Origin of the sequence: Glutamicibacter sp. AOP5-A2-18 (assembly GCF_052446055.1) — a bacterium.
In the GTDB taxonomy this organism is placed as follows: Bacteria; Actinomycetota; Actinomycetes; order Actinomycetales; family Micrococcaceae; genus Glutamicibacter.
In genome coordinates, this window is sequence record NZ_JBQSVW010000001.1 from 2,809,667 (window position 1) to 2,832,453 (window position 22,787).

Sequence of the window (22,787 nt, forward strand, 5' to 3'; positions counted from 1 at the left end):
TCAACAGAGCATTTAGTGTCAGTAATCTGTGGAAGGAAGACAACAATGATGGGAAATGGTGCGCCAACAGGCGATCCGTTCCAGCCACATTTGGAATGGGGTCTGAAGGCCTCGTTCGTCGGTTATATTTCTTCCTTGGCTGATGGACGCATTGAAGCTAGCAATGGTGTGTGGCAGGCCGGCAATTCATTGGTCTTCCCTGCTTCGCTTTCAGAAGAAGCTCCCGATAATGAGGGGTGGTTTAACGGCCAAGTTTCGTTCTCCGGCCACGGCGGAATGATGAAGCTAGATCTGATTGAGCCTCGCGTGGAAAACCAAGACGACGCAATCAAGCTGACCATCGATACAGCAACTGAGCGTGTGGCTATTGCTGAATTGACTGAGACTTCGGTTTCCCGTGCATTCGGTTTGGTCAAGACTCGCTTCTCTGCAGTTCTTACTGAAGACGGTTCAAAACTCTTCAACGGCCAATACCCAGCTGGCCAAGCGCTTGAAGACCTTGAGGTTGTACTGCGCGGCTAGCTTGGCGCCCTGACTGTTCGTCAACGCGTATATAGCAAGGCAAGAAGAAGTGCCAGCACTGAATTTTCAGTGCTGGCACTTCTTCTTTATGAGACAGTCAGATTGATGCTTACAGGCGAGAGAACTCTGAAGCTCGCGCTACCTGATCATCGGTCAGCGAGTGGCCGGTGTACTTTTCGAACTGTGCTGCGGCCTGGAGTGCAATGACCTCTGCACCAGTAATTACCGGCTTGCCAGCCTTTTGGGCGGCAAGGATCAGTGGTGTCTGGCTCGGGAATGCGACAACATCAAATACGGCTTCGGCAACGTTGATGTGCTCATCGGTGAAGGACTGGGTATCGGCCTGTGCGCCGTCCATGCCCAACGGGGTGACGTTGACGAGAATCTGATGTCCTGGGGCAGGGTCTGCCGCAACGAACTTGTAGCCATACTTCTCAGCCAATTCAGCGCCGGCTTTTTCATTGCGTGCCAGCACGGTGACATCTTCAAAGCCTGCATCGCTGAACGCCGCAACGACGGCCTTAGCCATTCCACCGGAACCGCGGACCAATACGCTGTGGATCTTGTCCAGCTCGTGGCGTGCGATCAACGTTGCGATCGCTTCAAAGTCAGTGTTGGAAGCAACCAAGTGACCATTGGTATTCACGATTGTATTGACCGAATCGATCGCTGCGGCAGACGGTTCAATTTCGTCGACAAGTTTCATCACGTCCTCTTTGAAAGGCATGGAAACGGAGCAGCCACGGATACCCAACGCACGGACACCAGCAATCGCGCCAGCAAGATCATCGGTGGAGAAGGCTTTGTAGATGAAGTTCAGTTCAAGTTCTTCATACAGGTAGTTGTGGAACCGGGTTCCAAGGTTGGATGGTCGACCCGAAAGCGAGATGCATAGGGACATGTCTTTGTTCAAAATTGGCACGAGTAAATCTCCAAAGCTTGTTCGTGGTTCACCACCAAATATACGTGTCTGAGAGCTGATTACCGGCCAAATACTAGCCGGGCCGAAGCAGAGTGAGGGACTTTTTCCCTGCGTCATCTCATTAGCTAAGCTCTGGTTGTATGAGCAAGGATCTTGAATCGGGACCGTTTTTTCACGGCACCAAAGCAGAGTTGATACCAGGTGATTTGCTGTCTGCGGGATACCCGTCGAATTACCGGCCAGAAGTCATCATGAACCACGTCTACTTCACCGCGCTGTCTGACGGTGCGGGGCTAGCGGCCGAAATCGCGTCCATAGATGGCGCCCCTCATGTTTACGAGGTTGAACCGACAGGCGAATTTGAGGATGACCCCAATGTCACCGACAAGAAATTCCCGGGTAATCCGACTCGTTCCTACCGCAGTACTCACCCGCTAAAAGTGATCCGCGAAGTGCATGACTTCACCCGACTCTCCCCCGCGGAACTTCAAGCCTGGCGCGAAAGAATCGCTGCAATAGCGCAAAGCCCCAAGGGCGAAATCATCAACTAATTACGATTCGCATTGGACTTCAAGCGCGGGCTCGTCCGCCCGTTCTATCCGCACATTGTCATATTCAGTGGCAAGCTGCATCGCTTGGTCCATGACTATTGACAAGGGTTTGTCCGCAGGATTAGATGAGTAATGAATCACATTCAATTTTGCGGACTTCTTTTCCGAGAAGAGGGATAAGCCTTGATCGCCGACTGGCTCTCAACTGGCATCCTGTCTGCCCAACAAACCGCAAAACCTCAAGGCCCTATGGTCGTTCCGCTGACTTACTAGCTCCCAAAAATGAAGCTACTAATCAAGGAATGAACTAATGCGCACACAGAACCCCATTACCTTTGATCGCCACGAAGAAGCCGCTTCTGCAGAGCACATCGCCGCTTCCCTGACCTCAGCCAAACACACCAGTTACTGGCTAGATAATGCCCGACGTCCTGAACCAACACCGGCACTGCACGGATTCATCACCACTGACCTCTTAATTGTCGGAGGCGGATATACCGGTTTGTGGACTGCGTTGCAGGCCAAAGAGCAAGACCCAAACCGTCATGTTGTTCTTATCGAGGGCCAACGCATTGGTTGGGCGGCTTCTGGTCGCAACGGCGGGTTCTGTGAGGCTTCGTTAGTTCACGGCGAAGCAAATGGGGAGAATCATCTGCCCAAAGAAAATGCCTTGCTCAGTGAACTCGGCGCCCAGAACCTCGATGATTTTGAGGCCACTGTTCAGCGTTACGCCATGGACGTTGATTTTGTTCGGCAGGGCTCCCTGAGCGTAGCCACCGAGGCTCATCAGATTGCTTGGGCTGCGGAGGAAGCTGAAGCACCTGGTGTGGATTATCTTGACAAACACCAGGTCAAGAACGTTATCAACTCACCAGATTTCTTGGCGGGGGCGTTAGACCATCAGTCCACCGCTCTGGTGCATCCGGCCAAATTGGCATGGGAGCTTGCCCGAGTATGCCGCGAGCTGGGCGTTGAATTCTACGAAAATACGCAGGCAACTGAACTGGTAGAAATGAACGAGCAGATCAAGGTGCTAACCACCGACGGGCAAATCTTGGCAGACCGTGTAGCACTGGCTACGAATGTTTTCCCTTCATTGATCAAGCGCCACAGAGCCCGAATCGTCCCTGTCTACGACTACGCGCTGATGACTGAACCACTCACCGATGCGCAGCGAGAAGCCATCGGTTGGGAACAGATGGTCGGTTTGGCCGACATGAACAACCGCTTCCACTATTCACGGCCAACCATCGACGCCGACGGGAATTTCCGTATCCTCTACGGCGGCTACGACGCCGTGTATCACTTTGGAGGAAAGGTTCGTTCAAGCTATGACAGCAACCCGGAGACCTTCGAAAAACTAGCTGCTCACTTCTTTGGCAGTTTCCCTGCGTTGAACGGGCTGAAGTTCTCGCATGCTTGGGGCGGCGCCATCGACACCTGCTCACGTTTCTTCTCGTTCTTTGATCTCACACACGGAGGCAAAGTAGCCTACTGCGCCGGCTTCACCGGGCTAGGAGTCGGAGCCACCCGTTTCGGAGCGAAGGTCATGCTGGACTTACTATCCGGAGAAAAGACTGAGCTCACCGAGCTGGAGTTAGTGCGCACCAAACCCATCCCGTTCCCACCGGAACCGGCGGCATGGCTGGGCGTGAAACTCATGACCGACTACCTAATCAAAGCGGATCGCAATCAGGGCCAACGCTCTGCATTCTTGCGCCTCATGGACAAGATTGGCATGGGATTCGATTCCTAACGACGGAATTTTTCCGTCACTGGACCACCGCACTTTTCATTGATCTCAGTACCCTCCGCAGGAGAATCATCATGGATTACTACACCCCATCATTAGGACATCAGTTCATCAACGGCAAGCAGGTGCGTGGCCTAGGACCGGTTTTGCCACGGGTCTCACCTGCCACCGGAGATAAGTTGCTTGACGTTGATACGGCGACTGTTGCTCAGGTTGACCAAGCTGTTCAGGCCGCAGCTGTTGCTTTTAAGTCGTGGTCTGTTCTGACGCCGGGTCAACGCTCGGACCACCTTTTGGCTTTTGCTCGAGAACTTCAATCGCGTGCGCACGAGCTGGCTGAAGTAGAAACAGCTCAGACTGGCAAGAGCATTCGAATGTCTACCGAGTTTGATGTTGCCGGATCCATCGACAACGTGAACTTCTTCGCCGGTGCGGCGAGGAATCTTCAAGGTTTAGCAGCCGGGGATTATGCAGGAAACACCACGTCAATGATCCGACGAGAGGCCATTGGCGTCATCGGATCCATCAGCCCCTGGAACTATCCGTTACAGATGGCTGCATGGAAGATACTTCCGGCCACCGCCGCGGGTAATACCATCGTGCTCAAGCCCAGTGAGCTCACACCTGGCACGTCGATGCTTTTCGCCAAAGCAGCAACTGATGCAGGTCTGCCCGATGGCGTGATCAACGTGGTGGTTGGTGATGGTCCAAGCGTCGGTTCTACGCTGGTCCGACATCCCCTAGTGAAGATGACTTCCTTCACCGGCTCCACCGCGGTGGGTCTAAAAATCATGTCCATGGCTGCTGAACGCGCAAATCGCGTGCACCTTGAGCTTGGTGGCAAGGCACCCTTTGTTGTGTTTGATGACGCAGACATTGAAGCCGCAGCTCACGGAGCGGTAGCTGGCTCCACGATCAATTCTGGTCAGGACTGCACAGCAGCCACACGTGCTTACGTGCATTCTTCAGTGTTTGAAAAGTTCACCGCCCGGGTAGCCCAACTCATGGATGCCATGGTCGTTGGTGATCCCACGGACATAGACACTGATATGGGTTCTTTGATCAGTGAAGCGCACTTGGAAAAGGTTTCGGCGATGGTTGCGCGGGCCGAAAAATCCGGTGCGAAGGTTCTGGCCGGTGGATGTCGTGAGGAACGTCCAGGTTTCTATTACCGTCCAACACTGATAGTTGGGGCGACTCAGGATTCGGAAATAGTCCAGCAAGAGGTCTTCGGCCCGGTGCTCGTTGCCTTGCCATTCGAGTCTGATGAAGAAGCAATTGAGTTGGCCAATGACACCCCATATGGATTGGCGGCCAGCGCCTGGACCAAAAATGTAGACCGCGCAATGCGGGCCAGCGCCCAGATCCAGGCTGGATGCGTCTGGATCAACGAACACATCCTGATCGTTTCGGATATGCCCCACGGTGGTTACAAAGCCTCAGGGATGGGCAAAGATATGAGTCAGTATTCCTTTGACGAATACACAAACGTCAAACACGTCATGCTCTCACATGATCCTGCGGCGCATCGCGCATGGCAGGATACCGTTTTTAAGCAGCGCTAGCCGGAGACTAAAGGCTAGAAAACAGCTGGTTCAGCTTCTGAGTTGCCATTCCAGGTTCGGTGGTAGCGAAGAAGTACTGGGCCAGCTGTTTTTGCTGTCCGGCCACGCCCGTTGCAGCCAATCGCGCCACTCGGTCAGCCAAACCATTGGCGTTGCCTAGTCGTTGCTCTAGTGGCAGACCGTCACCAAGTTTGCTTGGACGGTCGGAGGCCAGCAGCAACGGGATGTTCAGTGCCACCGCGTCGTAGGCCATGGCTGACGTGTCGCAGATGGCTACGTCGGCCCACACCAGAGACTGCGAGGCATCACTGACTGGATCCACGGTTGAGCTGAAATTGGCTTTGAGCGCGGTGACTGCCTTTTTAGCCTCGGCCGACTTATCGCCGGTTTTTGGGTGCGGACGGAAGCGCACTTCAAAGCGATCGTCCGTAACCAGCTGAGCGAGAATTCGTTCACCGAGTTTTGTCAAAGAGGAATAGGCCATCGCTTCCGAATCGCCCTCCCACGTAGGCGCATAGAGCACCCGGATCTTCTCCGAAGGCCCTTCCTGCTCCAAGGCATCAAGCTGAGGTCGGCCAATCTGAATCAGATGGGAAGAGTCAAAACGTGCGATGTTCTCGGTAATGCGCTCGACTGCGGCGGGACCGGCGACACAGGCGAAGTCATAGGCTTTGAGCTGGTTGGAGACCATCGAAGCCTTCTCACTCTCACCATGGTTCAGGTGGATATGTGCCGGGCCGTTAAAACGCAGCATAGTAAAGTTGCGCTGCGCGTTGTTCACGTAGCTGATCGACTTGGTTCCCCAGCCACGAAGCTTTGATTCGATCTGTTCCATTGACCGGGTGAAGAACAACGGCACGGTGGTTTCGCTCAGTGCGCGTTTGGCGCTCAGAGAGTCCATGAGCACCAAACCGACGCTCAACCCATCTTCAACCAAACGCTCAAAGGTCCCCAACCAGGCACCTAGTTGGTAGAACTGGCCCGGTCCCTCAGCGAAGAAGAGGACGTGATCGGCTTGTTGTATTTCCCGATTTCCTTGGGCTATTTCAGCGCGTAAAGATCGCTCTGCGAGCAGAGACTTTGCTTTACCTGCCGCTTGAGAAATTTGAGAAGAAATCAATGCCATATATGTAGTCTACGTATGACCTAGCCGTTGACCGCGGAAGACAAGTTCGAAATGTTGGAATTCATCCACTCAAGATAACTGGAATCATTCTGGATGGTCTCCGCGAAGTCGACGACAGGAACCTTACCGCTTTCAGCGTCCTTCTTGAGCACCTTGGTTTCGTTGCCTTCAGTTTGGACGTTGTAGGCCAAGGCATCAACCTGAGCACCGTCCAGCTGGTCCTGCGCTTTCTTCAAGGTCATCGGCGCGATGCCCTCACCTTCTTCAATGGCTTCACTCAAACCATCGGGCGTGGCGTTGACCATTCCGGCATCTTCCAAAAGATGGAAGGGAACCGGTTCAGTCATAATGAACGTCTTGCCGGTCAGCTTCGCGTCGCCGAGCTGGGTCTGAAGCTTTTTGATTCCTTCTTTAAAGGTCTGCGCATTTTTCGTGTACTCCTGCGCGTTAGCTTCATCAGCTTCACCGAAATCATCGGCCAGCTCGTCAGCTAGTGCGCTCATCGAGTCCAGGTCGTACCAGATGTGCTCGTTGTATGCGGCATGCTCATGGGATTCTTCACCCTCATGCTCCGCATGCTCTTCTTCGCTTTCGCCTTCATGCTCTTTGGCAATAGGTGAGCTGTCCACGGCGTGAATCAGCTGAACTCCGCCAGCTTGTTCGCTCGGTAGGGACTGAACCAACGAATCCATAAACTGGTCATACCCGCCGCCATTGGCTACAACAATCGAAGCTTCAGACACGGTGAGCTTGTCACGGGTGGTGGGCTCGTAAGAGTGAGGATCCTGCGCGCCGGAGGTAATAAGTTCGCTGACTTTGACCTTGTCGCCACCAATAGCGCGAGCGATCTGCCCGTACACATTGGTCGTTGCCACGACGTTCAGTGAAGAGGTATCAGCATTCGATGCTTCACTGCTGGTATTGCTACATCCAGTCAGGATCAGTCCTGCGACTGGCAATGCGGCAGCGGCTGCAAGCAAAGAGCGATACTTCGTCATTCAAGATCTCCATCTAAACAAGGTTGCTATTGAGAACAATTCTACATTACTTTTGAGAACCGTTCGCACCTAGGCGTCGGTTTGAGTAGCAAATAGTGCTCTCTTGCCGTGCGCTCCGCCGGTGCCAGTAGCTTTTACCACCATCACCGCGACGGCAGTAGTCACTGGAATTGCCAGTACTAATCCAATAGAACCAATAAGGATGCGAATTACTTCCTCAGCCATCTCCCCCGAGGTCAGTGTCACACCAAAACCTTGGTTGCTCAGGGCTGCAATGGCCAGAATCGGCAGTGCGGCGCCTGCGTAGGCGAAAGCAATGGTGTAAACGGTCGAGGCAATATGGTCTCGACCAATACGCATTCCACGGAAGAATAATTCTTTGGCACTCGCCCTAGGAGAGGTTTCGGCCAGTTCCCATACGGTAGCGGACTGCGTAATAGTGACATCGTTGAGCACGCCCATGCCGCCAACCAAAACACCACAGATCAATAGACCCGGCAACGAGATCTGCGGAGCCACGGTAGATAGCGTGATTGCCGATTCACCGTTGGCCCCCGTCAGGGCTGCCGCGTCGGTCAGCCATAACACCATGCCGGCCGTAACGCCGAGGCCGAAGAGAGTTCCCAATAGGGCCGTTGAGGTTTTGGCATTCAGTCCGTGAGCAAAATAGAGCGCGACAAACATGATGGCCGTGGCACCGGTCAAACCAACTAATACCGGATTTCCGCCTTCAATAAGCGCCGGAACCATAAAGAAGATCATGAAGGCAATGCCACCGATCAGACCGATAACCGCTCTGGCTCCGCGCCATCCAGCGACCAGCACGACAACCACTCCATAGGCAATCGCCAAGAGAGCCATCGGCAAGGTGCGAACGAAATCGACAAAGACGTACGGGCTTCCGCTGGTCGTATCAACCTTGGACAGGTCAAGATAGCGCAGGTTATCCCCCGGACGCGCATCCCGGGATTGCAACATCTCGGCCGGGATCTCCAGCTGAATTTCGGCGCCACCAGAATCTGGCATGACGTAGGTGACGTTGCAATCGAGAACCTTGCCACCGACGTCTTCCAAGCCTTTGGAAGAGGGACATTGCTCTGTTCCACTACGCATTACGGTACCGGTGGCCATCGTGGCGCCACCTGCGGTATCCATGTTGCCGTCCAGTGCAAACTTGTCGTAATTTCCTTGTGGCCACAGAATGATGACCATCACCAGGGCGAGCGCACCTATGGGCGCGAGTAGTGCCCACAAGATAATCGAGGCACGACGTCGTCGCTTGGGATCTTGCAATATCGGTTCGTCATGATGGTGGCCCACGCGGCGTTACTCCAACTCAGTTAATGCGAATCGTTCGCTACAAGTGTATGGGTATTAACCCGAACACCTAAGGATGACAAATAAATCCTCCGCAAGGTTCATGCCGTCAACGCAGATCAGGGAGAGAATTGATCTATGAGTTCGCCCTTGCCGCAGCCCGCCGCTATGCCTATGACTAGTGGGGAGCAAAGTTATCCGTTCCACCGTTTGATGCGCCGTAGCCACAACTACCGCTGGTGGAGGCCTATAGCCTTTGCGGGAACGGGTACTGGATTCTATGTAGCCCTACTCATCATGGTGATGTTGGTGGTATTTGTTGCCATGCTGGTCAACCCCGCAACATGGGCCACAGATGCTGGCGCCGGCACTAGCGACGAAACGTTATTCGCTGATGCGCAGCTCGATATGACGTCACCGTTAGATTTTTCTATGACGATGGTTTCATTGATCGTCATGATTCCGGCCGTGTATTTGGCCTATCTCTTGCTTGGTTCTAAACCTGTCGGTCAACTGTTTTCCGTAGCTGGAAAAATGCGCTGGCGCTGGTTCGGTCTGGCACTGGGCACGAGCGCCATCTTGTTCGCCGTTTATTTCGCCTTGAGCTTTGGCTTTTCTGGCCTAAGCACCGAGGACTCCGGACAACTAGCCCCGTATGACGTGCCGGCCGATCCGCTCTTCTTTGCCATCTTGGTCCTTCTACTTACTCCGCTTCAATGTGCTGCCGAGGAACTGGTATTCCGTGGAGCGCTGATGCAGGTTGTGGGCAGTTGGCTCAAACATCCGCTGTTTGCGATTCTTTTGCCTGTACCGCTGTTTACCTTCGGGCACCTTTACGATGTCTACGGATTATTGGACGTTGCCGCTTTTGCTGTGGCAGCTGGTTATCTCACCTGGCGAACCGGTGGGCTGGAAGCGGCGATGGCTATGCACATCATCAACAACACGTTCTTGTTCATGCTTGGTGCGCTGGGCCAAATTGATCTGAATGAGGAGTCCTCGGATGGAACATCACTAATCATCTCGGTGCTCTTCATGGCCGTGCTCACCGCGGTACTAACCAAGCTGGCCGACAAGAAAGACATTCAACGCACTGCTGGAGCACTTCCACCTCCACCCCAACTTCCGGTACTTCAGCCATGGTCAGCTCCACAGCAAATGCCGTACCCTAACCAGGCCTACTGGGCTCCGCCGGTTGACCCTTGGCAACATAACGCTCAGCAGAACCATCCGCAGGGCAACTATCCACCGCCACCACCGCCTATGCTCCACGATCCAAATCAGCTGGGCCCTGGTTCTCAGCCTCCTAGCGGCTCACCTCAGGTTGGCCCAACACCGGGCGAACCGACGCACAACGATCCGCAGCAACACGACCAGGACTAATTAACTGTCGGTGTAGGTAACGATTCGGTGGGCTAGAAAGTCTCGAACACTAAAATTGGGTTCTTGCCACGAAGATCATCTTCGTAGCAAGAACCCAATTGTTGTTTTGGTGACTGTTTAGGATTTTGCCCAACGCAGCAGGGCGGCGATTCCGGCACCATCAGGGATTAGCGAATCAGGAACGTAACGGATTGTCGCATCCGTTAGTGCCGTGGCACGCAACAGCACTTCCGGTGCAGGCCATTCACCAGCAACCAACTCGGCGTGGTCATCGCCTTCCTGGTGAGCAATCCACGGTTCAGCACTTAGTGCCCGTAGGGTGTGCTCGTCCTGATACTGTCCGACCAGCACGGTATCTGCCTGAGCCGATTGCAGAGCCGTGACAACCTCATCAAGTCCAACTGCTAACAAGGCTCGTCCATTGCCGGACTGCGCGGAGACCTTGGCCTCCAGATCCGCAAGATCCTTGGACTTCACGTCATCAATCAGTTTGGAGATCTGGGCATCTACTTGTTTGGAGTCGGCGCCACCGGTTCGGGTATGCGAATCAATGACTTCAACATAGTCACGTAGGGCAACCGGTAGCTGAGCGATAACCGCTTCGCGCGCCTTGATGTCACCAGAAACCACGATCAATCGCACGTAGTTCTCGGCAAACATGTTTCTGATCAGCTCAGCGACTTCGTCAGCATTGCGGCGAACCATTTCGTCGGCTGCGGACTGCGCCTTGGGTTGGTCATATTCGCCGGGCACTTTTCGGGCGTGATGGATTTCTTCAGGCAGTCCGACGATACCTTGGCTAGCAATGCGCTCCGGAGAGGCAGTGTTATACAGATGAACCTCGCCGCCATCTTTTCCGACCTCAGCGACGAGGTAAGAGAAAGACCCCCCGCGGGCACGAGCGATGGCTGTGAAATTCGGGAACGGTCCTACGTCAACTGAAGGAGAGGAGACCTTGAGACCCGGAATGATTTCGTTAAGAACTACTTCGCCATCATGAACTGCGACGAACCGTGCAACTGGTGCACGTAGCCCACTTGCTGGTTCCAATACGCCAATGAGCGCTTGTACATCTTGAGGCTGAGCCTGCTGGGACTTAAGCAGTTTTGCGACCTCGTCTGGAAGTCGATCAGCGGCTTCCTGTGCTCCAGTTGTCCCCAACGAAGCATCAACGAGAGCTGTGCTCCAAGAACCATTCCTTCGATAGAGCGAAGCGTCGATTCCATTAGAATCCGCGCGTAGTGCCATGCTGACTCCCTTCCGCACGCGACTCCTGGCCGCGTTGCGACTAGATCCGTGGGACTAACCTAACATCACTATTCAACGGCTGGAAGAGGTAACCAGAAACTAACTGAGGATTCGGAAGAATTCAGCATGGCAACGCCTTTTACCAGCGGCCGCGCCAGTACTGAGGTGGGTGAGATTTCTGCGCACCTAGCTGCTGAGCGGCATGGTTTGGCCACTGCGGATTGCCTAAGGCGGCTCGGGCGATGCTAACCCCGTCAGCCTGACCGGTCACCACAATATGTTCTGCTTGAGTCGGATCAGTGATGACACCAACGGCCGTCACAAACGCGTCCTCTGGCAATGCTTGTTTCACCGCTTGAGCCAGCGGCACCTGGTATCCGGGACCCGTAGGACCGGCGAAAGCACCGATACCTGCGCTGGACAGATCGAAGGCCCGCACGCCAAGGTCATACATTTGCTTGGCAAGCTTCACGGTATCGGCGATGCGCCAACCCTCTTCAACCCAGTCTTCACCCGAGAAGCGAATGCCTAGGGCCTTATCCGCTGGCCATACGGCGGTGATGGCTTCAACAACTTCTCGTAGGTAACGGGTACGGTTTTCGTAACTTCCGCCGTACTCATCGGTACGCTCATTGGATAGTGGCGAGAGGAACTGGTGGATCAGGTAACCGTGGGCCGCGTGAATCTGAATCAGGTCGAATCCGGCCTCGTCAGCACGTTGTGCTGCGTCTGCCCAATCTTGGACTGAGGCTGCGATTTGTTCGGTGCTCATGGCGGTTGCCGGCTTCAGCCCAAATACGTCCGAGGATGAGGAACTGAAAGTTTCCCAGCCACCGTCTTCGTCACTGATGCTGCCGAGCTTTCCGGCATCTTCCAGTTCCTTCAACCATCCGTAGGTCGAAGCTTTGGCACCGGCGTGTGCCAGCTGAACACCTACGGCTGCGCCATGGGAACGAACATATTGTGTAATGGGCTTCCAGGCTTCAATCTGCTCCTCATTCCACAGGCCGGCGTCGCGATCAGAGATGCGCCCTTCGGCTGCCACTGCGGTGGCTTCGGTGACCACCAGCGAGAAACCGCCGTGTGCCATCGAACCAAGATGGGCTAGTTGCCACGTGGTTGGAACACCGTCACGCTTGTCGATTGCATACTGACACATGGGCGGCAGAACAACACGGTTGCGTAGCTGCAGACCGTTTCCACTCTTGGTTGGGATGGTCACTGGTGAGAATAGTTTGCTTTGAGGCATACATAGTGTGACGATGCAGGCGCACGTATTATTCCCGCGCGTGCAATTAGTTTTCAGAAAAGCACTTACAGATGTTCGAAGTGGAAGAAGGTTGCCGAGTACCTAGCGGTCGGAAAATCGTCAATTAACCGTCAAAACTTCCGCAGCTCGATTCGATGATCCGACCGAGGGAAACTATACGATTAGTCAACCAGTCACCACCCCCGAATACCGTAATTTTCACCGTAATTCCGCGACTTTGCACAAGAACACGCAGACTCAGTTGTTGTTGAGATTCAGTAGATTAGTCACTTATACGCGTCGAATAAGTGAGACATCGAAATCTCTAGCAATCATCCAGCGCGTGGTGGTCGAACCGAGGCTCCAAGTTCTTTGGAAATCGCCCACGCGGCATCATGAAGGTCTCTAACATTTTTTTCGTCGACTGGCCATTGACTGTCAGGAATGACCAGAGAAAGCGCCGCGGTAATAACAGAGCCCTCACCAAATACAGGCACAGCGACGGAGGACTCCCCGATTACGGCTTCCTCATTCTCAAGGGCCACCGCGTTGGTTCGTACCTGTTCAAGCTCGGTGTTCAGAACACCCGGTTCCGTGATGGTGTAACCGGTAAGTTCCCCCAAAGTGCGGCTCAATACTTCGAGTTTCATCTCTGGGATGTATGCGAGCAGGACCTTGCCTAGAGCGGAGGCATGTGCCGGTAAATTGAGCCCGGTTTCAGGCATCTGCTCGGTGTCATCTGGGCGTCTTTCGTGATGAATAATTAGCACTTCGCCAAGCAGGTTGACGCCTAGTCGTGTGGAAAAACCTGTGGTCCGCGACAGTTCATGCATCCAACGCATGGCACGCGAACGGACATCGAGCGTATCAAGATAGACGCTGGAAAGCTTGAGCAGGGCAGGACCGAGAACATAGCGATTTCCGGTTACTTCTTGCGCTACCAGTCCGTGTGCCTGAAGCGACTTAACTATCCCGTGAACCGTCGAGGGTGGAAGCTCTAGCGCAGATGCCAATTCCGAGATACCCAGACGTCTTGCGCCCTGGAGCAGGCCGAGTATTTTTGCGGCACGGTCAATTGACTGAATCACAGCCCACACTCCCATCATCCGTTGACTTCGTTGTTCAACATGTCCATTAGACCCCTTGACAACGAAGGAACCTAAACGGCATTATTTGATATTACCGAATCGAATTCGACATTGTCGAATTATATTTTTTCGTCGTTGATATTCGTAGTTCAAGGGAGAACCGAAAGCATGGGTGAAAACCATTTGCGGCAACAGCTTGCGACCAAAGTAGTCGGGACCGCTCTCCGCATTCTGGTTGATGCACCCAAGCTCCTTACTCTTGTCATCTCCCCCATGCCACATGGATTTGTCAGCTCTAACAACCAACCCACCGCAGTCGCTGATGCCAACCGCATTCACCGAACACATCCCTTGACGACTCAGGCTGTGGAAGCATGAACAAACTCCTAAACTCCGCCACAACGCTGGTTACCGATTCGCTTCGCGGAATCGACGCAGCTTATCCGCAGGTGAAAGTAGATGCAGAAAATCGCATCGTCTTCAGCCTTGCAAAACGGCAAGGACGGGTCGGTGTCATCTCCGGCGGCGGTTCCGGCCATGAACCTATGCACGGCGGATTTGTTGGTCCAGGAATGTTGGACGCCGCTTGCATCGGCGAAGTCTTCACTTCACCAACCCCTGATCAGATTCTGAGCGCAGCCCTGAAAATCAACACGGGCGCTGGCGTACTGTTCGTGGTCAAGAACTACACAGGGGACGTGCTCAGCTTTGAAATGGCTGCTGAACTGGCCAAGAGTCAAGGCATCCAGACCGCAACCGTAGTCGTTGGCGATGAAGCCACATCTCAAGCTGCGAGCACTGGCCCGGGCCGACGAGGCATGGGGAGCACCTTGATCGTCGACAAGATCGCTGGAGCCGCCGCGGCTCGCGGTCTGTCTTTGGAAGAAATTCGAATCATTGCCCAAGATGTTGCAGATTCTGGCCGGTCGATGGGCGTAGGCCTTTCCAGCTGCAGTCTCCCGGCACTTGGTCGCCCCACCTTCGAGCTACCGGACGGACAAATGGAACTCGGCGTTGGTATTCACGGTGAGCCTGGACGCCACAGAGTTCCGCTACAGTCAGCAATCGAACTCTCCGAAACGATAGTCCGCTCAATTACCGCAGACGCTGCCTTTGAAGGTCAGCACGTGATTGCAATGCTCAGTGGCCTCGGCGGAACACCACTAATGGAACTGTATTCAATGTTTGCCGAGCTTCACGATCGCCTCACAGAGCGCAATATTTACGTCGCACGCTCACTAGTCGGGAACTACATGACAAGTCTGGACATGGCGGGGTGCTCGCTCACCGTGGTCCCGGTGACTGCAGAACTCCTCGAGTTCTGGGATGCACCCGTGAACACACCTGCACTGCGTTGGAAGGATTAGCATGTCCAAGTCTCTGACAATAGAAGCAATCGAACTGTGGATGCACCACTTCGCCACTGAGATCATCGGCCAAGAAGTCTGGTTGACCGAACTAGATTCGGCCATCGGGGACGCTGACCACGGGATCAATATGGTTCGTGGTGCTCACTCAATCACGTCATTGCTCGGGGAAGGTTCAACTGGCAGCATCCGCGAATTGTTCAAAGCCGTGGGCATGGCCCTAATCTCTCGTGTCGGTGGGGCCAGTGGCTCGTTGTATGGATCGTTGTTCCTAGAAATGAGCACAAACAGTCCGCAAGGAACACAGATTCAGGCCACAGAGTTTCAGGCCGCGTTGCGCGCTGGAGTAAACGCCGTGGTCGCTCGCGGACATGCACAGATCGGTGACAAGACCATGATTGACGTACTTGAACCCGCGTCGGTAGCGCTCACTGAATCTATAACCAACGGCGTGGAACTTCACGAAGCGATCGCAGCAGCAACCACCGCAGCAAGCGCTGGAACCCAGAGCACCAAACCACTTGTTGCCCGAAAGGGTCGAGCCTCGTATTTAGGCGAACGCAGCGCAGGACATATCGACCCCGGAGCTGCGTCATCGGGCATCCTGATTCACTCCCTACACACCAGCATTAGCGCAGGGTCAGTCCGATGATAGGCATCGTGCTCGTGTCCCATAGTTTTGCACTCGCGCAATCAACCATGGAGCTGGCTTTGGAGATGGTCCATGGCCAACCACCACCGATCCGGATTGCCGCAGGAGCTGCCGGAGGATTTGGTACCGATGCCGTGGCCATCGCTAGAGCAATTGATGAATTGGACGAAACCACGGGAGTCATAGTCATCACCGATCTCGGCTCGGCACAACTGAGTTCGGCTCTGGCCTTGGATCTACGAACTACCAGCCACCCCGTGCTCATTAGCGTCGGCCCCTTTCTCGAAGGAACCATGGCCGCAGTAATCGGCGCCGGATCCGGAAGACCCCTAGCCGCAGTGGCCCAGGAAGCGAACAACGCGCTGGAGGCCAAATCGACCTTCGGTGCCGGCGGAGCAACCGATGCTGTAAGCACAACGATTCACTGGCCCACCGATCTGGTCAGCAGTCAAGAGGTACTCGTCAATCCACTGGGAATCCATGCCCGCACTGCTTCTGCGTTGGTGCAGTTAGTGGCCGAATATAACTGCGACATCCGACTGACCAACCTAACGTCGCGACGAGGACCTGCCGATGCGAGCAGCCTGGTTGAGTTGCTTTCTCTCGGGGCGCAGTTGAACAATCAAATCCTCATCGAAGCTCACGGCGCCGATGCTACTCAAGCAGTGCAGGCCCTTCAAGACCTTATCCGGCAAGGTTTTAGCCAGCTATCCCCCAATCCCATCCGACCGTAATTCCCGTTTCAACAACCAATAGAAATCGGAGCAGTCCAATGCCCAATGCAGTGCGTCGACACATCATCAATAACCCACAACATGTCATCGATGAAGCCTTGGAAGGGTTCGCTTTGACCAACCCATATCTGGTGAACTTTGATCCAGAAAACAACCTGATTTTGCGAAAGAATCCTGCGCAAGGAAAAGTCGGGCTGGTCTCCGGAGGCGGCTCAGGCCACGAACCATTGCATGCCGGCTTTGTTGGCAGCGGAATGCTTGACGTTGCGGTTTGCGGCGCAGTTTTTGCTAGTCCCACCGCAGCGCAAGTGTTGGCCGGGACCGTCGGCGCTGACACCGGGGCAGGTGTGGTGCAGATCGTGAAGAACTACACCGGCGATGTCTTGAACTTTAGTATCGCGGGCGAATTGGCTGACGATGAGAACATTGCCGTCGAACAGATCATTGTTGACGATGATCTTGCCTCGCAAAAGAGTGACGGAGGACCGGGCCGTCGTGGGACGGCCGCGGTGCTGACCGTAGAGAAAATCTGTGGGGCGCTGGCCGAGCGTGGGGCTGACCGCGAAACCATCGCTACGATCGGGCGCGATGTTGTCTCTCGCTCACGCAGCTTGGCGATCGCCCTAGATGCTGGAGCACACCCGGGCGAGTCCACGGCGGCCTTTGAACTTGAGCCAAATGAGGTCGAATTCGGTGTGGGCATCCATGGAGAGCGCGGCACCGCCCGCATCGCATATGCCAGCGCTGACGAATTGGTAGAACAGCTCGTCACACCGCTAGTTGAAAGTTTAGAAATCCAGCGTGGTCAGTCGGTAATCGCCATCGTGAACGGACTGGGTGGCGCATATCCGTTGGAGCTATCCATTGCTGCCCGTCGGGTGCATGGTCTGTTGAATGCCCGCGGCATTGGCGTCGCGCGTTCCCTGGCCGGTAGCTATGTGACATCACTGAACATGCATGGACTGTCGGTGACACTGACCGTTGCAGATGACGAATTGGTCAGCCTCTGGGATGCCCCAGTACGCACCACGGCCCTTACTTGGTAATCACCACCACTCTCAAAGGAGACAACATGACAACGCAACTCGACGGACCATTAGCGCTTGCTTGGTTCTCTTCCTTCGCAGAACGTTTCAACTCAACTCAGGCAAGTCTTACCGAGCTGGATCGGCTCGCCGGAGATGGCGACTTTGGTACCAATATTGCCTCGGCCCTAGGCAGGGCCCGCGAAGCACTCCCCGCAGAATCCGAGGCTACCTTCGCTTCCGTATTCCAAGCTACGAGCCGAGGTTTCATGGCGACCGGTGGCACGAGCGGACCGTTATTTGGCATGTGGTTCCGCAGTATCGCCAAGGGCGCCACCGATGAGGTTGCTTCGCTTGCTGATGTTGCATCAGGCGTCTCTGCTGGGTTGGCTACCATCCAGAAATTGGGTGGCGCCAAGGTGGGAGACAATACGATGGTTGATGCTTTGGAGCCTGCAGCCCTTGCACTGAGTGCTGCTTCGGAGCAAGGAAACACATTAGCTGAAGGGCTATTATCTGCGGCTCAGGCTGCTCGTAAGGGAGCCAAATCCACCGAGGAACTGATCGCTGCCCGCGGTCGAGCTAGCTATGTGGGTGAGCTGGCCCGAGGCGTACTCGATCCAGGTGCGGTCACTGTTGCCCTATTTTTCGAGGCAGGTGCCAATGCAGTGGGCGAACCACAAGAGTGGACGCCGTTGATCAACATCAGCTCCTAGAAGCGACAGACCACAGAGAAACGCAGCGGGCCATCGGAAACTTCCGATGGCCCGCTGCGTGTTTTAGCGAATTAGCACTCAACCACGTTGACGGCCAAGCCGCCCATGGCCGTCTCCTTGTACTTATCACTCATGTCTTTACCCGTTTCACGCATCGTGATGATCACTTCATCAAGGGTGACGTGGTGTTCACCGTCGCCCATCAGCGCCATCTTCGCTGCGTTTACAGCTTTGGACGCGGCAATCGCGTTTCGCTCAATACAAGGGATCTGCACCAAACCACCAATTGGGTCACACGTCAGTCCGAGGTTATGCTCCATCGCAATTTCAGCAGCGTTTTCCACCTGCTTTGGAGTACCACCCAAAATTTCAGCTAGGCCAGCTGCCGCCATCGACGACGCCGAACCAACTTCACCCTGACACCCAACCTCTGCACCAGAGATCGAAGCCTGTTCCTTATAAAGCACGCCAACTGCACCGGCAGTCAGCAAGAAGTTTACAACTGCATCGTTCTTCTCTTCGTCGTTCCAGTATTTAGCGCCCGGAGCGTAGTGCGTAGCGTAGAAGAGTACCGCTGGGATGATGCCGGCAGCACCATTGGTCGGCGCCGTAACTACGCGACCGCCGGAAGCATTTTCCTCATTAACCGCCAAGGCCACAAGGTTGATCCATTCCTGCCAATACACAGGATCACGGTCTTTGTCTTCCTTACGCAAACGCTCATGCCATTCTGGTGCACGACGACGAACCTTGAGCCCACCGGGCAGCACGCCGGTACGCTCCAAGGCAGAGTCTTTACACTCTTCCATCACTGCGTAAATGTGGATCAGGCCCGAACGAATTTCTTCCCGGCTGCGGTAGGTCAGCTCATTGGCCATCATGATTTCGGCAATGGACTTGCCGGTGTCTTTCACATGTTCCAACAACTGTGCCGCAGTGGTGAACGGATAAGGCTGTTTTTGCAGCTTTTCCTCAAGGTTCTTTTCGATGCGCTCTTCGGAACCTTCGCGCACGATGAAACCGCCACCAACAGAGAAGAAGGTTTCATTAACCAGTTCATTGCCTTTAGCATCGAGGGCCACAAACTTCACACCATTGGTGTGGCGAGGCAAAACGGTCAGCGGGTGCTGAACCATGTCCCCCACCGTGTACTTCAAATCTTTGCGCTGATCAAGCTGGGCAGCCAGCTGCAAGATGCCAGTGTCTTCCATCTGTGCCAGTCGCTCATCAACTTGGGCAGGAAGCACCTTTTCAGGCTCAAAACCTTCAAGTCCCAACATGATGGCGGTGAATGTTCCGTGCCCACGACCGGTAGCGGCCAGCGACCCATAGACATCAACCCGGATAGTCTCCAGGGCTGCTATCTTCTCTTCACGGATTACTTGGGCAATGAATGCGTGCGCCGCACGCATTGGCCCCACGGTGTGGCTGGAGGACGGTCCAATACCAACCGAGAAAAGATCGAATACGCTTACCGCCATGGCGGGTCACATCCTTAGAACTTGGGCATTCCGGTAGCCAACTGCCGGAAAGATGATGTGGTGTGCAAGAGGTCATCCTTGCAACGGGACATCCAAACAGTTATGGGTGGACAGATGTGGAGGAAAAACTGCGGGCCCGAAAAGCGAATGTTTCCGCCTTCCGGGCCCTCATCAATAGCTGATGATGTTACTCGGAAACCTTAGCCAGCTCCGGGTACAGCGGGTGAGCCTCGGCCAGCTTCAGAACTCGGTCCTTCAGCTCTGGCAAAACTGCAGTATTACCATCGGCACCAGCGATCAGTGTCTGCGCGATGATCTCCGCGACCTCAGCAAACGCAGCTTCCGAGAAGCCACGGGTTGCCAGTGCTGGAGTACCAATGCGCAAGCCCGAAGTGGTCATTGGCGGACGTGGGTCAAATGGAACCGCGTTGCGGTTAACCGTGATCTCCACCTGTGCCAAAAGATCTTCTGCCTGCTGTCCGTCAAGCTCCGAGTTACGAAGGTCAACGAGCACCAGATGCACATCGGTGCCACCGGTCAAAACGCTGATGCCCTTGGCAGCAACATCTTCCTGGGTCAGGCGCTCAGCAAGAATGCGTGAACCAGCCAAGGTGCGCTGCTGGCGTTCCTTGAACTCTTCGGAAGCTGCAATCTTGAAGGCTACAGCCTTACCAGCGATGACGTGCTCCAGTGGACCACCCTGCTGGCCTGGGAAGACTGCAGAGTTAATCTTCTTGGCAATATCCGCGTCGATGGACAGGATGATGCCACCACGAGGACCGGCAAGGGTCTTGTGGGTGGTGGAGGTAACCACGTGTGCGTAAGGCACAGGAGATGGGTGCAAACCAGCTGCAACCAGACCTGCAAAGTGAGCCATATCCACGAACAGGTAAGCGCCGACCTTGTCAGCGATTTCGCGGAAGCGCTTGAAGTCCAGCTGACGTGGGTAAGCGGACCAACCAGCAACGATCATCTTTGGCTGGTTCTCCACGGCAAGGCGCTCAACCTCGTCCATGTTCACCAGGTTGGTCTCTTCATTTACACCGTAAGGAACGATGTTGAATAGACGACCGGAGAAGTTGATCTTCATGCCGTGGGTTAGGTGACCACCATGTGCCAGGTTCAAACCCAGTACGGTGTCGCCTGGGCGAACCAGTGCGTGATAAACCGAAGCGTTAGCCTGAGCGCCGGAGTGTGGCTGAACGTTGGCGTATTCGGCGCCAAAAAGAGCCTTGAGGCGATCGATGGCCAGCGTCTCAATGACGTCAACCTCTTCGCAACCACCGTAGTAGCGGCGTCCTGGGTAACCTTCGGCGTACTTGTTGGTCAGCACCGAACCCTGAGCCTGCATGACAGCCTGGGCAGTGTGGTTCTCCGAGGCGATCATTTCCAGGCCACGCTGCTGGCGAGCCAGCTCGGCGTCGATGCGCTGTGCTACCTCAGGATCCAGAGTTGCTAGGGACTGGGTCAGCGATGCTGGTGCCAGGGATTCAAAAGTCTGGTTGCTCATTACTGGACATCTCCACCGTTCGCGCTTGCGTAGTCTGCTGCCGAAAGTAGCGGACCTTCTTCGGTGACCTCTACGGTGAACAGCCAGCCGGCACCGTATGGGTCTTCGTTCAGGATTGCCGGGTTGTCTACAGCCTCGTCGTTGATCGCAACTACGGTGCCGGTAACAGGCGAGAACAGGTCGGAAACCGACTTGGTGGACTCAACTTCACCACAGGTTTCACCTGCGCTGACCGAATCGCCAACCTCTGGCAGGTCTACGTAGACTACGTCGCCCAAGGCGTCAGCAGCGATCTGGGTGATGCCGACCTTGGCTGGGGACGATGCGTCGATCCACTCATGTTCTGCCGAGTAGCGTAATGACGAAAGAACTTTACTCACGGTATTTCCTCTCCCAAGGGAATAAGCGGGCGTATGGCTAGGCCCTACTGATGTTTAACGTTACTTGGCTCGCGTGTAGAACGGCAGTTCGACGACGACAAATGGCAAAGTCTTACCTCGCAGATCAACCTCTAGCTCGGTACCAACTTCACTGTATTGCGCATCCACATACCCCAGGGCTACCGGGTAGCTGAGGGTCGGAGATGGCTGTCCTGAGGTGATTTCACCAACAGTAGCGCCGTCCTTAACGATGGCGTAGCCACCGCGTCCGGCGCGCTTGCCCAGACCCTTCAGACCGACCAGCTTGCGTGCTGGAGTCTGCTCTCGCAGGGCTTCAAGAGCCTTTCGGCCCACAAAGTCTTCTTCCTTCTTAAAAGAGACTACAGGGCCAAATCCCGCATCAAATGGGGTGCGTTCTAGGCTTAGCTCGTTGCCGTACAACGGCATGCCAGCTTCCAGACGCAGCGAGTCACGTGCGGCAAGGCCACACGGAACCAACTCGTGATCCGCACCAATTGTGACAATTTTTTCCCACAGCTCAGCCGCTTGATCATTGTTGATGATCAATTCGAAGCCATCCTCGCCGGTGTATCCTGTGCGCGCAACCAGAACGTCAAGACCGCCGAGCACCAGATAAACCGCTGCGTAATATTTCAACTCTGTGACGGAGTCAACGGTGCTTTGGTCAGCTGCCAGCTTGGAGACGATGTCCTGCGCGTTCGGTCCCTGCACTGCAATCAGCGACTGACGCTCCGAAGCGTTATCGACCTGGACATCAAATTTAGCTGCACGCTCTGCAAGGGCTGCGGCTACCACCACAGCGTTGCCAGCGTTAGGAACCACAAGGAATTTTTCTTCTTCAAGGCGGTACACGATCAAGTCATCAATGATCTTGCCGTCATCATTGAGGATCAGCGAGTACTTGGCCTTGCCCACCTTCATGATGCCAAAGTTGCCTGCCAGCGCGGTGTTCAGCGCGGTGACCGCTTCCGGTCCAGCCAGGTACACCTCGCCCATATGGGACAGGTCAAAAAGCCCAGCAGTGGAACGAACAGCCTTGTGCTCGGCCAATTCTGAACCGTACTTCAGTGGCATATCCCAGCCACCGAAGTCAGTGAAGTTTGCGCCCAGCTCTTTGTGCTGCTCGTACAGGGCGGTGCACTTTAGTTCTTGGGTAGTCTCAGTCATCGCGAAATCCTC

21 protein-coding genes are annotated in these 22,787 nt (G+C 54.8%); 10 read left to right on the forward strand and 11 right to left on the reverse strand.

Annotation, left to right across the window (positions count from 1 at the left end):
• Positions 1-45 precede the first annotated feature (45 nt).
• Positions 46-522, forward strand: a complete 477-nt coding sequence (locus ACT3RW_RS13490) for an HtaA domain-containing protein (RefSeq protein WP_444614076.1) — start codon at positions 46-48, stop codon at positions 520-522.
• A gap of 109 nt (positions 523-631) precedes the next feature.
• On the opposite strand, the gene ACT3RW_RS13495 is transcribed toward ACT3RW_RS13490, so the two are convergent.
• Entirely contained in the window at positions 632-1,444 is an 813-nt protein-coding gene (locus tag ACT3RW_RS13495; RefSeq protein ID WP_444614077.1) for a shikimate 5-dehydrogenase, read from the reverse strand.
• A gap of 140 nt (positions 1,445-1,584) precedes the next feature.
• Here ACT3RW_RS13495 and arr point away from each other — a divergent pair, with 140 nt between their 5' ends.
• From arr to ACT3RW_RS13510, 3 genes are all read left to right on the forward strand, one after another.
• A complete protein-coding gene (arr, locus tag ACT3RW_RS13500) occupies positions 1,585-1,995 on the forward strand; it encodes an NAD(+)--rifampin ADP-ribosyltransferase (protein WP_444614078.1) in 411 nt (136 codons plus the stop codon).
• 310 nt (positions 1,996-2,305) lie between these two features.
• Positions 2,306-3,751, forward strand: coding sequence for an NAD(P)/FAD-dependent oxidoreductase (locus tag ACT3RW_RS13505; RefSeq protein ID WP_444614079.1), 1,446 nt, complete (start codon positions 2,306-2,308; stop codon positions 3,749-3,751).
• Positions 3,752-3,822: 71 nt separating this feature from the next.
• A complete protein-coding gene (locus tag ACT3RW_RS13510; RefSeq protein WP_444614080.1) occupies positions 3,823-5,313 on the forward strand; it encodes a gamma-aminobutyraldehyde dehydrogenase in 1,491 nt (496 codons plus the stop codon).
• 7 nt (positions 5,314-5,320) lie between these two features.
• Here ACT3RW_RS13510 and ACT3RW_RS13515 read toward each other — a convergent pair whose 3' ends face one another.
• The 3 genes from ACT3RW_RS13515 to ACT3RW_RS13525 form a co-directional block, all read right to left on the reverse strand.
• Positions 5,321-6,439: a CDP-glycerol glycerophosphotransferase family protein gene (locus ACT3RW_RS13515; RefSeq protein ID WP_444614081.1), complete on the reverse strand. Its 1,119-nt coding sequence runs from the start codon at positions 6,437-6,439 to the stop codon at positions 5,321-5,323.
• Between the two features lie 20 nt (positions 6,440-6,459).
• On the reverse strand, positions 6,460-7,437 hold the full coding sequence (locus ACT3RW_RS13520) for a metal ABC transporter solute-binding protein, Zn/Mn family (protein ID WP_444614082.1): 978 nt from the start codon (positions 7,435-7,437) through the stop codon (positions 6,460-6,462).
• Positions 7,438-7,506: 69 nt separating this feature from the next.
• A complete protein-coding gene (locus ACT3RW_RS13525) occupies positions 7,507-8,757 on the reverse strand; it encodes a YibE/F family protein (protein WP_444614083.1) in 1,251 nt (416 codons plus the stop codon).
• Between the two features lie 135 nt (positions 8,758-8,892).
• Here ACT3RW_RS13525 and ACT3RW_RS13530 point away from each other — a divergent pair, with 135 nt between their 5' ends.
• Positions 8,893-10,137, forward strand: a complete 1,245-nt coding sequence (locus ACT3RW_RS13530; RefSeq protein WP_444614084.1) for a CPBP family glutamic-type intramembrane protease — start codon at positions 8,893-8,895, stop codon at positions 10,135-10,137.
• A 117-nt stretch (positions 10,138-10,254) separates the two neighbouring features.
• Here ACT3RW_RS13530 and ACT3RW_RS13535 read toward each other — a convergent pair whose 3' ends face one another.
• The 3 genes from ACT3RW_RS13535 to ACT3RW_RS13545 all read right to left on the reverse strand — a co-directional run bounded on the left by ACT3RW_RS13535 (position 10,255) and on the right by ACT3RW_RS13545 (position 13,722).
• Complete coding sequence (locus ACT3RW_RS13535; RefSeq protein ID WP_444614085.1) at positions 10,255-11,385, reverse strand: baeRF2 domain-containing protein; 1,131 nt, start codon at positions 11,383-11,385, stop codon at positions 10,255-10,257.
• Between the two features lie 139 nt (positions 11,386-11,524).
• Positions 11,525-12,634, reverse strand: a complete 1,110-nt coding sequence (locus tag ACT3RW_RS13540; protein ID WP_444614086.1) for an NADH:flavin oxidoreductase/NADH oxidase — start codon at positions 12,632-12,634, stop codon at positions 11,525-11,527.
• A 332-nt stretch (positions 12,635-12,966) separates the two neighbouring features.
• The gene (locus ACT3RW_RS13545; RefSeq protein WP_444614087.1) at positions 12,967-13,722 is read right to left on the reverse strand and encodes an IclR family transcriptional regulator; all 756 of its coding nucleotides are present in this window, start codon (positions 13,720-13,722) and stop codon (positions 12,967-12,969) included.
• A gap of 374 nt (positions 13,723-14,096) precedes the next feature.
• On the opposite strand from ACT3RW_RS13545, the gene dhaK reads away from it, so the two are divergent.
• From dhaK to dhaL (ACT3RW_RS13570), 5 genes are read left to right on the forward strand one after another with little or no spacing between them, the layout of a single operon-like run.
• Positions 14,097-15,089, forward strand: a complete 993-nt coding sequence (gene dhaK / locus ACT3RW_RS13550; RefSeq protein ID WP_444614088.1) for a dihydroxyacetone kinase subunit DhaK — start codon at positions 14,097-14,099, stop codon at positions 15,087-15,089.
• A 1-nt stretch (position 15,090) separates the two neighbouring features.
• A complete protein-coding gene (gene dhaL, locus ACT3RW_RS13555) occupies positions 15,091-15,741 on the forward strand; it encodes a dihydroxyacetone kinase subunit DhaL (RefSeq protein WP_444614089.1) in 651 nt (216 codons plus the stop codon).
• A 14-nt stretch (positions 15,742-15,755) separates the two neighbouring features.
• The gene (locus ACT3RW_RS13560) at positions 15,756-16,475 is read left to right on the forward strand and encodes an HPr family phosphocarrier protein (RefSeq protein ID WP_444614090.1); all 720 of its coding nucleotides are present in this window, start codon (positions 15,756-15,758) and stop codon (positions 16,473-16,475) included.
• A gap of 38 nt (positions 16,476-16,513) precedes the next feature.
• Positions 16,514-17,521 carry a dihydroxyacetone kinase subunit DhaK gene (locus ACT3RW_RS13565; RefSeq protein ID WP_444614091.1) on the forward strand — a complete coding sequence of 336 codons (1,008 nt, stop codon included), beginning with the start codon at positions 16,514-16,516 and terminating at the stop codon, positions 17,519-17,521.
• A 26-nt stretch (positions 17,522-17,547) separates the two neighbouring features.
• Positions 17,548-18,216, forward strand: coding sequence for a dihydroxyacetone kinase subunit DhaL (gene dhaL, locus ACT3RW_RS13570; RefSeq protein WP_444614092.1), 669 nt, complete (start codon positions 17,548-17,550; stop codon positions 18,214-18,216).
• Positions 18,217-18,287: 71 nt separating this feature from the next.
• Here dhaL (ACT3RW_RS13570) and ACT3RW_RS13575 read toward each other — a convergent pair whose 3' ends face one another.
• From ACT3RW_RS13575 to gcvT, 4 genes are all read right to left on the reverse strand, one after another.
• Positions 18,288-19,697: an L-serine ammonia-lyase gene (locus tag ACT3RW_RS13575; RefSeq protein ID WP_444614093.1), complete on the reverse strand. Its 1,410-nt coding sequence runs from the start codon at positions 19,695-19,697 to the stop codon at positions 18,288-18,290.
• A 187-nt stretch (positions 19,698-19,884) separates the two neighbouring features.
• Entirely contained in the window at positions 19,885-21,207 is a 1,323-nt protein-coding gene (glyA, locus tag ACT3RW_RS13580) for a serine hydroxymethyltransferase (RefSeq protein WP_444614094.1), read from the reverse strand.
• A complete protein-coding gene (gene gcvH / locus ACT3RW_RS13585; RefSeq protein ID WP_159612216.1) occupies positions 21,207-21,587 on the reverse strand; it encodes a glycine cleavage system protein GcvH in 381 nt (126 codons plus the stop codon). Before gcvH ends, glyA begins: the two co-directional genes overlap by 1 nt.
• 60 nt (positions 21,588-21,647) lie before the next feature.
• Positions 21,648-22,775 (reverse strand): glycine cleavage system aminomethyltransferase GcvT, encoded by a 1,128-nt coding sequence (gene gcvT / locus ACT3RW_RS13590; RefSeq protein WP_444614095.1) that lies wholly within the window; start codon positions 22,773-22,775, stop codon positions 21,648-21,650.
• Positions 22,776-22,787 lie beyond the last annotated feature (12 nt).